Source organism: Stutzerimonas marianensis, assembly GCF_022810315.1.
In the GTDB taxonomy this organism is placed as follows: Bacteria; Pseudomonadota; Gammaproteobacteria; order Pseudomonadales; family Pseudomonadaceae; genus Stutzerimonas; species Stutzerimonas marianensis.
Genome location: NZ_JALGRD010000001.1, coordinates 338,983 through 349,401 on the forward strand (window position 1 = coordinate 338,983; position 10,419 = coordinate 349,401).

A 10,419-nucleotide genomic window follows, 5' to 3' on the forward strand; every position below is an offset into this window, starting at 1 on the left:
AGAACACCGCGGCGCCAGACGTGGCGGTCGCCTTTGCTCTGACCCCAACGTGCCATTAACATGCCTCAGGTTATCGCCTGCCCACGCCGTCGGCAGGCCGACCTTTCAACGAGCCTCGACTATGCCCCTGACGCTACGCCGCGCCGCCCTGCTGCTATTCGGCGCCCTGTACCTGCCGCTGGTCATCGCCGCCGACGGCCAACCCACCCATGAATTCTTTCTCGACAACGGCCTCAAGGTGATCGTGCGCGAGGACCACCGCGCCCCGGTGGTGGTCTCGCAGCTCTGGTACAAGGTCGGCTCGAGCTATGAATCGCCCGGCCAGACCGGCCTCTCGCATGCGCTCGAACACATGATGTTCAAGGGCAGCCGCAAGCTCGATGCCGGCGAAGCCTCGCGCATCCTGCGCGAGCTCGGTGCCGAGGAAAACGCCTTCACCAGCGACGACTACACCGCCTATTACCAGGTGCTGGCGCGCGACCGGCTGGCCGTCGCCTTCGAGCTCGAAGCTGATCGCCTGGCCAGCCTGAAGCTGCCTGCGGACGAATTCGCCCGCGAGATCGAAGTCATCAAGGAAGAGCGTCGCCTGCGCACCGACGACAAACCCAGCGCACTGGCCTACGAGCGCTTCAAGGCAATGGCCTACCCGGCCAGTGGCTACCACACCCCGACCATCGGCTGGATGGCGGACCTGGAGCGCATGACCGTCGAGGAACTGCGCGCCTGGTACCAGACCTGGTACACCCCCAACAATGCCACCCTGGTGGTGGTGGGCGATGTCACGCCCGAGGAAGTACGCACGCTGGCCGAGCGCTATTTCGGCCCCATCGAACAGCGTCCGCTGCCCGCCGCCAAGCGTCCGCTCGAGCTGGACGAGCCCGGCGAGCGCCGTCTGACCCTGCACGTCAAGACGCAACTGCCGAGCCTGATCATGGCCTTCAACGTGCCCGGCCTGGCCACGGCGGAGGAAAACCCGAGGCAGATCCATGCCCTGCGCCTGATCAGCGCCCTGCTCGACGGTGGCTACAGCGCGCGTCTGCCCGAGCAGCTGGAGCGCGGCGAGGAACTGGTGACCAGTGCATCGGCCTGGTACAACGCCTACCCTCGCGGCGACAGCCTGTTCATCGTCAGCGCCTCGCCCAACGTGCAGAAGGGCCGTACGCTGGAAGACGTCGAGGCCGGTATCTGGCGGCAGCTCGAAGCGTTGAAACAGAGCGCGCCCTCGGCCGAAGAGCTGGAGCGGGTCCGCGCGCAGGTCATCGCTGGCCTGGTCTACGAGCGCGATTCGATCACCCAGCAGGCCACCACGATCGGGCAACTGGAGACGGTCGGTTTGTCCTGGCGCCTGATGGACGAAGAACTTGCCGCACTGGAGGCGGTGACGCCGGACGACATCCAGCAAGCAGCCCGTACCTATTTCACCCGCTCGCGCATGAGCGTCGCCCATGTTCTGCCGGAGGAGAGCCGCGATGAATGATCGCAACCTGTGGCGTCGCGGGCTGTTCGCCCTGGCGCTGGGGGCCGGCCTGGCACTGGTCGGCTGCAATGAACAAGCCAGCGAGACGGCCGCCAACCTGCCGACGCCGGCGACCCAGACTGTCGCCACGCCAGCAGAGTCCGGTCAGGCCATCGCCCGCGAAGCCGAGGCAGAACAAAAGCGCATCCAGTCCCTGGACGAACTGGGCGATCAGCCGCTCGCCCGGCGTCAGCTCGACATCCAGAGCTGGCAGACCGAAGGCGGCGCCCGCGTGCTTTTCGTCGAAGCCCACGAGCTGCCCATGTTCGACCTGCGCCTGACCTTTGCTGCCGGCAGCAGCCAGGACAATGGCGTGCCGGGCCTGGCCATGCTGACCAACGCCATGCTCAACGAAGGCATCGCCGGCCGGGACGTCACTGCGATCGCCTCGGGGTTCGAGAGCCTCGGTGCGGAGTTCGGCAACGGCTCCTACCGCGACATGGCGATCGCCAGCCTGCGCAGCCTCAGCGCGGCGGACAAGCGCGAGCCGGCGCTGCAGCTGTTCAATGAGGTGGTCGGGCGGCCGACCTTCCCGGAGGACTCGCTGCAACGCATCAAGAACCAGGTGATGGCCGGCTTCGAGTACCAGAAGCAGAACCCGGGCAAGCTCGCCAGCCTGGAATTGTTCGCGCAGCTCTATCAGAACCATCCCTACGCACACCCCAGCGAAGGCACGGCCGAGTCCATTCCGGGCATCACGGTCGACCAGCTGCGTGCGTTTCATGCCAAGGCTTACGCCGCCGGCAATGTGGTGATCGCCCTGGTGGGCGACCTCAGCCGAGAGGAGGCTGAGGCGATCGCCGGCGAGGTTTCCGCCGCCCTGCCGCAAGGAGGTGCCCTGCCTCCACCGCCGGCGCCACAGGAGCCGGCCGCCGTACACGAGCACATCGACTTCCCCTCCAATCAGACGCACCTGATGCTGGCCCAGCTCGGCGTCGCGCGGGGCGACCCGGACTATGCCGCGCTGTACCTGGGCAATCAGGTGCTCGGCGGTGGCGGTTTCGGCACCCGCCTGATGGAAGAGGTACGCGAAAAACGTGGCCTGACGTACGGTGTGTACTCTGGTTTCAGCCCGATGCAGACGGTCGGGCCCTTCATGATCAACCTGCAGACCCGGGCCGAACTGTCCGAAGCGACACTCGCCCTGGTTCAGAAACTGGTGGCGGACTTTGTCGAGCAGGGTCCGACCAAAGCCGAGCTCGAACGCAGCAAGCGCGAGATCGCCGGCAGCTTTCCCCTGTCCACGGCGAGCAACAGCGATATCGTCGGCCAGCTGGGCAGCATCGGCTTTTACAACCTGCCGCTGACCTACCTCGAAGACTTCATGCAACAGGTCCAGGCGCTGTCGGTCGAAGAGGTGAAAGCCGCAATGAGCAAGCACCTCGACGCCGGCGGGTTCGTCATCGTCAGCGCGGGCCCCGAGGTCGAGCAGAAGCCGCTGCCGGCACCCAGCGAAACGCCCATCGAACAACCCAGCGGCGTCCCGGAGCATTGATGGCCAAGCCTCCTGTACGCCCCTCCACCCACGGTGGCCAGGGGCAACTGCGCATCATCGGCGGAGAATGGCGCAGCCGTCGCTTTGCCTTCCCCGATGCCGAAGGGCTGCGACCCACCCCTGACCGGGTTCGTGAAACGCTGTTCAACTGGCTGGCGCCCTACCTGTCCGGCGCGCGCGTGCTCGACGCCTTCACCGGCAGCGGCGCGCTCTATCTCGAGGCGCTCTCGCGCGGTGCCAGCATGGCGCTGGCCCTGGACGTGAACGCCAACGCCATCGCCACCCTGCGCAAGCACCTCGACACCCTCAAGTGCGGCCAGGGGCAGTTGCTGCAAAGCGACGCTCTGCGCTATCTCGACACCCAGGCGCCGACCGCCTTCGATCTGGTATTTCTCGACCCTCCCTTCAACAAGCAGCTGCTCCAGCCCGTCTGTGAATTGCTGGAGCACAAAGGCTGGCTGGCCAGGCATGCCTGGATCTATACCGAAAGTGAAGCCGCTCCTTCGACGCTTGGTCTGCCGGGCAACTGGCGACTGCATCGAGAGAAGACGGCCGGCAAGGTGCATTACGCGCTATGGGAACGCACCGGCGAGGCGTGACGACATCAGCGAACCCACACGCCATTGAGAAAGAAGCGGAGCCACGGGTGTCCATCAGTCATTCCCAAACCAACGAGGCCGCGCCTAGCTTCGAGCCGTCGCGCTGGTTGCCGGGTGGTCATCTGCAGACCTTGTGGAATCCATTCTTCCGCCGAATGCCTGCCCTGCCGCGACGCCGCGAGCGGCTCTGGCTCGCCGACGGTGATTTCCTCGATCTGGACTGGCACGGGCCACACGAGGCCGAAGTGCCGCTGGTGCTGGTCCTGCACGGGCTGACCGGCTCGTCGAACTCGCACTATGTCATCGGCCTGCAGCAACGCCTGGCCGAACGCGGCTGGGCAAGCGTCGCGGCCAACTGGCGTGGCTGCTCGGGCGAGCCGAACCTGCTGCCGCGCGCCTATCACTCGGGCGCCAGCGATGACCTGGCGGAGGTGATCGCCCATCTGCAGGCCACGCGCCCACTGGCGCCGCTGCATGCGGTGGGCTACTCGCTGGGCGGCAACGTGCTGCTCAAGTACCTGGGCGAAACGGGCGCCAAGGCGCCGTTACAGAAGGCCGTGGCGGTGTCCGTGCCCTATCGCCTGGACCAGTGCGCCGATCGCATCGGGCTCGGCTTTTCGCGGGTCTACCAGGCGCACTTCATGAAAGCGATGGTGGCCTATGTGAAGGACAAGCAGCAGCGTTTCCAGCACGAAGGCCTGACCGAACACCTGGGTGCGCTGCAACGCCTGGGCTCACTGAGCGGGATGCGTACCTTCTGGGATTTCGACGGTCGCTTCACCGCGCCGCTGCACGGCTATGTCGACGCCAACGACTATTACCGCCGCGCGTCGAGCCGCTATTTCCTGCCGGACATCCGCGTCCCGACGCTGCTCATCCAGGCCGAGGACGACCCCTTCGTGTTCCGCCACAGCCTGCCGGAACCAGGCGAGCTGTCCGCGACCACGACCCTGGAACTGCACGCCAACGGGGGCCATGTCGGCTTTGTCGAGGGCTCTCCACTCAAGCCCGGCTACTACCTGGAGCGGCGTATTCCGCAGTGGTTGGGCGCCTAGCTTCAGCGGCCCAGCATGAAGGTTTCGTATTCCAGATCCTCGAGACTGCTGGACAGGCGAACCAGCCCCAGCAGAACGCACGCCAGCACCGACAGCGTAAAGCCATAGCCGAAGAAGCTCGGGCCCATGTGCTGGCTGATGACCGTCAGCAGCGCGTTGAGCAGCACGAAGATCAGGCACAGCTCCAGCACGATCCGGCGCTTGTCCAGGTAGAAAAAGACGTTGAGCAGCGCCATGAACACGACCTGAATGCTCACGCCGATCAGGTCGACGTAGAACAGCGGCAGGTAATACGCGGAAATCCCCAACCAGGCGAGCAGGTCCGGCGCCACGAGAAACAGCAGGACGACGGTCAGGCCCTGGACTTTGCAGATTTCCAGCAGTCCCTGACGCACCGCCAGGATCATCTGCTGCTTGAGCTGGCCGATGTGCTGCAGCGTCTCGCCCCCGCGAATGGCCGAGTAGAGGCGCTCGTACCATTCCGCGAAGTCCGTTTCGATACGCACGAGGAACACCGCCATGCCTGGGATGATCGCCAGGTAGGCCAGAAAGATCGGCAGGTCGTAGAGCATCGAGGCGCGCAACGGGCCGATCACCTGGCTCGACGTGCTGGGGTTGAACCAGAACAGGATCTTGTCGATCCAGATTCCCAGGTTGTAGCACAGGCCTGTGACCAGCAGGCTCAGGAAAACCTGCCGGCGTTCGAGGAAATCGAACGCCACCAGCCGCCGGGCCGGGTATTCGCGGAGGATGTCGAACAGGAACATGAAGAACAGGCTCGCATGCCCGATCAGCAGGCCGAGCAGCAGCCCTTCGAGCTTCATGAACCGCAGCAGATAGGCGCACAGCACCATCAGCGAATAGCCGATGACCATGATCAGCAGGATGCGGTTGTAGGCTTTCATGCCCGACAGGAAGATGATGGTCAGCCACAGGTTGCACAGCACGACGAAGTTGGCCAGCATCAGCAGCCGGTATCCGAACGGTTGATTGAACACCAGGCTCAGCAAGGCGAATCCCAGCACGCCCGAAGCAACCGTGACCATCAGCAGGATGCCCACCAGATTCGGCAGGATGCAGTCCTGTCGCTTCTCGAACAGCCGATCCGAAATGAACCGTGTGAAGAACAGCTGAGCGCCACCGGTAAGGATCAGCGAAGCGGCCATCAGGTAGGTCACGCTGACCAGGAACTGGCGCACCAGCAGCTCCGGCACGACCACTCCAAGACTCATCACCCCGATCAGCATCACGCTGATGATCGACAGCACCCACGGGCCCGAACTGATCAAGCCGGCATAGACATAGGCGCGGAGCGTAGCCGTATAGGAATCACGCGACAGGATTTTGCGCAGCTCGAAACCGATACCGGCCATGTCAGAGTCTCCCCGTGGCGTTGCGATAGAGATTGCGATAACGATCGAGCATCAGGGCCTCGGTGTAATAGCGATTCACCCGTTCGAGCCCCACCGCCTGGGCCGCCCGCCAGCGCTCGGGGTTGCCGAGCAGGCCGATGATCGCTCTGGCCGTCGCCTGGGGGTCGGCAATGGCGACCACCTCCCCCGCGCAACCCAGCGGTGGCGACTCGTCCGCTGCCCCTTCGATCAGCTCCCGGCAGGAACCGACATCGCTGCTGACCACAGGTGTTCCCGCTGCCCAGGCTTCGAGGATCACCAAGGGCTGGGCCTCGCTGATCGAGGTCAGCACCATGAGGCCGAGGTTGGGCAACAGCTCGTGGATCTGCCGGAACCCGAGGAACTTCACCTTGCCTTCCAATCCGAGGCTGGCGACCAGACTTCGGCATTCGGCCGCATAGGCGCGGTCCTCTTCCTCGGGCCCGACCACCCAACCCTCGGCCTCCGGTATGGCACTGACCACGCCCCGCATCGCCCGGATGAAGGTCTTCACGTCCTTGATCGGGACCACGCGACCGACGAGCCCGACCACTGGCGCAATCCCCGCTGGGCGGCGCTGGAGGGCATCGGCCCAGGCGGCCATGGCGATGCCGTTCGGGATCACGCGGGTACGCGAGGGGTGCGCGCCATCCGCGATCTGGCGCTGCCGGTTGCCTGCGTAGAGCGAGATGATCGGGTCTGCCGCGCGGTAGGTCAGCAGGCCGATGCGCTCGAAAAAGCGGATCCACAGGTTGCGGATATAGCTGAATTCGGTGTCCAGGCCGGTACGCAAGGCCTCGTCCGGGCCTTCGGATATCCAGCTGGCCTGGGCCAGGTCGATCTTGCGTTCCTTGGTGTAGATACCGTGTTCGCTGAGCAGGTACGCACACTGCCAGCGACGCTGCAGCACGGCCCCCAGCAGCCCCGCATATCCGGTCGAGATCGAATGCAGGGCCCGCGCCCTGGGTAGCCGGGCCGCGACCTGCGAAAGCATGACGAGCGGCGCGTGCATGGTGCGCAGTGTCCAGAAGTAATTGACGAACGAGGGGTCGCTGCAATGCCGGGTGTAACCCTCGGTGATCGCCTCCCAGCTCGATCGGCTGCGCAGCACATCCTCAAGACACAACCGACCGGAAGCCAGCGTGTCGAGCAGGCCTTCGCCAAGCCCTTCGTCCGGGATGCCCGGGTCGTGCAGATAGCGATGCATCTGCCGCAAGGTCTCTCCCGCGCCTTCGTGCCCGGCCCGGCCGAGCGCCTCGACTGGACGCCAGGCGCTTTCCAGGAAGTGTTCTTCGATATGCACGACGTTGGCCGGGATCCGGTACTGCCGTTCCCCGTAAGCCTCACGCTGCCCGCCGATGAAAACCACCGAGAAGGTAAAGTCCGGCAGCCCCAGGATCAGCTGGTTCACCCAGCTGGACACACCACCCCGCACATAGGGCCAGGTGCCCTCGAGCAGCAGGCAGATATCGGCGATAGGCGTTTCGGATCGCATGAGGGTCACAACCAGTACTTCGCAAGGGCCGCGAAGGGCGGACGCTGCAGGGTTTCGGATGGAAGCGCAGCCAACTGCTGGCGAACCTCGGCATAACGCCCCTGAAGAAAGGCGATTTCTGCACGGAAGGGAGCCAGGGTCGGCGCCCCGACGCCAGCCGCTTCTGCGTGAGAGAAGTGGTTGGCCGCGGTTTCGAGCCGTCCCTGCTCCAGGGCGATCCGCCCCGCCAGGACATGCGCATAAGGATTACCGGGGACGTCGAGCGTGCGCTGCGCATGCTCGCGTGCCTGCTCCAGAACATGGTCCAGGACGCTCCCCTGGGCCAGCCCGAGATAGGCCAGCTCCCAATACCAGCGCGCCAGGGCGTCGTGCAATGCCGTACGGTGGGCGCCCTCGGCCACCGCAAGCTGTCGCAGAGCCGCCTCGATCCGCAGGTTGATCTCGCTTTCCTGTTTGTCGAGCATCGAATAGGCCAGCAACCGGACATCATCGGCCGGATCACGCAACGCCAGCTTGAGAATGGGGATGGCTTCGCGGGGCGGCATGCGACGCGTGGCGAACAGCGCGGCCATCCGCTTCTCCGTGTCCGGAGCATGACGCAGCACGTCCTGCAAGCCGCCGTCGTTGAACATCAGTTCCTTGCCGCGCTCCTGCGGTCGGAAAGGCAATTCCGGAAGCCCCATCGAGTCCCAGCTCTTCTCCTGCCGGCGCCGGGGCAGGTACAGCGCCGGAAAGAGCGCCGCCGCCACCCCAACCGCGCCCAACACCGGAACGAAGAACGCCAGACAGAAGATGAACAGCGGGCTCCAAGGCAGCGGAAGCTTGTAGCGACGCGGTAGGAGCAGCCAGATTCCGGCCGCCAGCAAGGCGCTGCTCGCGGCATGCGCCCCTAGATACAGCGATGTCGCCTGCGCAACGCTCAAACGCTCGTGGAACGCCGCCCAGCTGCTCAGCTCGAACAGCAGCGCGCCGCTAAACAGCCACTTGCTGATCATTCAAGCCACACTCGCTGTAGAGGAAATGACGCAAGGCTTCCTGCCCATATTCCGCGCCGATGTCATGCGCCAGCACCCGCACCTGCAGGCTGTCCAGCGTCTGTTCCTGGCCAAACCGCTCGCCCAGCAGCGTATTGAGGCGTAACAGATAGCCCTGAGCGCCTTCGGCGGAGGTCAAGGGCAGTAACACCAGCACGCAGGTGTCGCCACCCTGGTCGGTCAGCCTGAGCTGCAGATCCAACCCGCGACGGCTGTCCTCGATCAGGCGCAACAGCCTGTCGCTGTTGGCCGACGCCTTCACCTGCAGTGCGAACAGGCTGGCATCGAGCCCGTGAAGCCGCGCATCGCTGGCCGAGCGCTTGAGGTTCTGGCTGAAGTGCTGGCTGTCCATGTCCTGCAGATGGAGCAGCTCCGGATCGCTCAGGATCAAGTCCGCGATATGCCCGGCCAGGATGGCGAGCAGGCCGAATACCCGGTCGTTGAACGAGAAGAACGGCATCTGCTCAATGGCAAGCACTGCCAGAAAGCGTCCTTCGGTGTCGATCAGCGGGACGCACAGCTGGTAACGCGAATGTTGCCGATGCTCGCCTCGCTCGATCAGTTGCTCGCGGATGCTGACAAGCTCGCTGCGCTGCAGGCACATGCGCATGAGCAAGTCGTCGGGGTCGAGCGGGGCGACATCGCCAATGGCACTCAGCGCGCCGGGCAGCGCAACGCCGTCGCGCACCCGATAGAGCGCCGCGGCGCGGAAGGCACCGTACTGGGCCAGCAGACCCAGCACCGGTTCCGCCAGGGCCCGCAGCGCATCGTCGCCACGAGGCAGGTCGCGCAGCTGGTTGCGCAAGCCAAGCAGCGAGCTGCGCAGGCTCTGATCGTTGCCCGCGACCCGCTGCTCCAGACGGTCATGAGAGATGCGAAGGATGTAATGGGCCCGGGTGAACTCGTCGAGCCGCAACTGGCGATAGTCGTTGGCCAGGTCGAGCCGTTCCAGGCGCCGCTCCCAGATGTCGCGAAACTCCCCTACCAGCATACCGCTGACGAGCACACCAACGATGAAGGACGCCGGCATCTGCGGGTACAGCCCGTCGCCGTAGCGGTGATAGGCGATAAGCGCGAGGATCAGCAGCACCGCGCTGACCATGCCCCGCATGAAGCCGTAGCGCATGCCGAGCAACAGGGGCGCCATCAGCGGCCAGGGAAACGAAGCCTGCACCATCAGCGGGTCTTCGGGGGACAACCAGTAACCCAGGCCGATCGCCAGGCCGGTGATCGCCCAGGTCTCCAGCCAAGACACAGCCGCGCCGGCGCGCGGCGCCAGCGTGAAGTCCTTGTGTGCCGATCCGGCGGACATCATTCGAGCCGCAACGCGCCGGCCAGCTCGCGCAACACCTTCTGCCCGGTGCCGGCGAGGCTCTCGCGTGACCAGCCGGCACGTGCACCGCTCTTGCTCCAGACGACCCGCCCCGTCGCCGGCTCGATCACCTGCAGGCTGATACCGACCGCAGGCTCGCCGTCCAGGCCGCTTTTGTACTGCCACTCCTCGACACTGCCGCTGATGACATAGTCGAGCCGCTCCGATGCTGCCCAGGCCAGCGCATCGGCCAGCCGACTGCGGTCGTCGAGCATGGGCAGGTCCGACCGAGGTGCGGCCGGATAATGCCGCGGCTGCAGGCCCTGCTCGGCCAGCACGCTGAGCAGGATCTGCTCGACCCGCTCGCCCGCCTGTGGGGCCTGCGAGAAATTGACGACCGGCACCAGTCCCCACGCCGCCTCACGCGGCAGGGTCGCCGTATGGTGGTCGGTGAAGGTGCTGCAGCCGGTCGCCAGCATGGCCACGGCGAGCACGGCCAGATAACGGATGAATGACATGGAT

General features: G+C 65.3%; 9 protein-coding genes. 4 read left to right on the forward strand and 5 right to left on the reverse strand.

All coding sequences use genetic code 11. The features are described from left to right. Positions 1 to 121: 121 nt before the first annotated feature. Genes MST27_RS01500 through MST27_RS01515 form a run of 4 tightly spaced genes read left to right on the forward strand, consistent with a single transcriptional unit; the run spans position 122 to position 4,665 of the window. The gene (locus MST27_RS01500; RefSeq protein ID WP_243604236.1) at positions 122 to 1,477 is read left to right on the forward strand and encodes a M16 family metallopeptidase; all 1,356 of its coding nucleotides are present in this window, start codon (positions 122 to 124) and stop codon (positions 1,475 to 1,477) included. Continuing rightward, positions 1,470 to 3,011, forward strand: a complete 1,542-nt coding sequence (locus MST27_RS01505; protein WP_243604237.1) for a M16 family metallopeptidase — start codon at positions 1,470 to 1,472, stop codon at positions 3,009 to 3,011. Before MST27_RS01500 ends, MST27_RS01505 begins: the two co-directional genes overlap by 8 nt. Next, the gene (rsmD, locus tag MST27_RS01510; RefSeq protein WP_243604238.1) at positions 3,011 to 3,610 is read left to right on the forward strand and encodes a 16S rRNA (guanine(966)-N(2))-methyltransferase RsmD; all 600 of its coding nucleotides are present in this window, start codon (positions 3,011 to 3,013) and stop codon (positions 3,608 to 3,610) included. Before MST27_RS01505 ends, rsmD begins: the two co-directional genes overlap by 1 nt. Before the next feature lie 47 nt (positions 3,611 to 3,657). After that, a complete protein-coding gene (locus MST27_RS01515; protein ID WP_243604239.1) occupies positions 3,658 to 4,665 on the forward strand; it encodes a hydrolase in 1,008 nt (335 codons plus the stop codon). A 2-nt stretch (positions 4,666 to 4,667) separates the two neighbouring features. On the opposite strand, the gene pelG is transcribed toward MST27_RS01515, so the two are convergent. Genes pelG through MST27_RS01540 form a run of 5 tightly spaced genes read right to left on the reverse strand, consistent with a single transcriptional unit; the run spans position 4,668 to position 10,415 of the window. Beyond that, on the reverse strand, positions 4,668 to 6,038 hold the full coding sequence (pelG, locus tag MST27_RS01520) for an exopolysaccharide Pel transporter PelG (RefSeq protein WP_243604240.1): 1,371 nt from the start codon (positions 6,036 to 6,038) through the stop codon (positions 4,668 to 4,670). A 1-nt stretch (position 6,039) separates the two neighbouring features. Continuing rightward, positions 6,040 to 7,551: a GT4 family glycosyltransferase PelF gene (pelF, locus tag MST27_RS01525; RefSeq protein WP_243604241.1), complete on the reverse strand. Its 1,512-nt coding sequence runs from the start codon at positions 7,549 to 7,551 to the stop codon at positions 6,040 to 6,042. 5 nt (positions 7,552 to 7,556) lie between these two features. Then, on the reverse strand, positions 7,557 to 8,546 hold the full coding sequence (locus tag MST27_RS01530) for a tetratricopeptide repeat protein (protein ID WP_243604242.1): 990 nt from the start codon (positions 8,544 to 8,546) through the stop codon (positions 7,557 to 7,559). Beyond that, positions 8,524 to 9,897: a PelD GGDEF domain-containing protein gene (locus MST27_RS01535; RefSeq protein WP_243604243.1), complete on the reverse strand. Its 1,374-nt coding sequence runs from the start codon at positions 9,895 to 9,897 to the stop codon at positions 8,524 to 8,526. The genes MST27_RS01530 and MST27_RS01535 overlap by 23 nt, the downstream gene beginning before the upstream one ends. Beyond that, on the reverse strand, positions 9,897 to 10,415 hold the full coding sequence (locus tag MST27_RS01540; RefSeq protein ID WP_243604244.1) for a penicillin-binding protein activator LpoB: 519 nt from the start codon (positions 10,413 to 10,415) through the stop codon (positions 9,897 to 9,899). The genes MST27_RS01535 and MST27_RS01540 overlap by 1 nt, the downstream gene beginning before the upstream one ends. Positions 10,416 to 10,419 lie beyond the last annotated feature (4 nt).

Bases quoted from the DNA above. Each gene is read 5' to 3' on its own strand.
- MST27_RS01500 (WP_243604236.1), top strand. From the start codon at position 122: ATGCCCCTGACGCTACGCCGCGCCGCCCTGCTGCTATTCGGCGCCCTG.
- MST27_RS01505 (WP_243604237.1), top strand. From the start codon at position 1,470: ATGAATGATCGCAACCTGTGGCGTCGCGGGCTGTTCGCCCTGGCGCTG.
- rsmD (WP_243604238.1), top strand. From the start codon at position 3,011: ATGGCCAAGCCTCCTGTACGCCCCTCCACCCACGGTGGCCAGGGGCAA.
- pelG (WP_243604240.1), bottom strand. From the start codon at position 6,038: ATGGCCGGTATCGGTTTCGAGCTGCGCAAAATCCTGTCGCGTGATTCC.
- pelF (WP_243604241.1), bottom strand. From the start codon at position 7,551: ATGCGATCCGAAACGCCTATCGCCGATATCTGCCTGCTGCTCGAGGGC.
- MST27_RS01530 (WP_243604242.1), bottom strand. From the start codon at position 8,546: ATGATCAGCAAGTGGCTGTTTAGCGGCGCGCTGCTGTTCGAGCTGAGC.
- MST27_RS01535 (WP_243604243.1), bottom strand. From the start codon at position 9,897: ATGTCCGCCGGATCGGCACACAAGGACTTCACGCTGGCGCCGCGCGCC.
- MST27_RS01540 (WP_243604244.1), bottom strand. From the start codon at position 10,415: ATGTCATTCATCCGTTATCTGGCCGTGCTCGCCGTGGCCATGCTGGCG.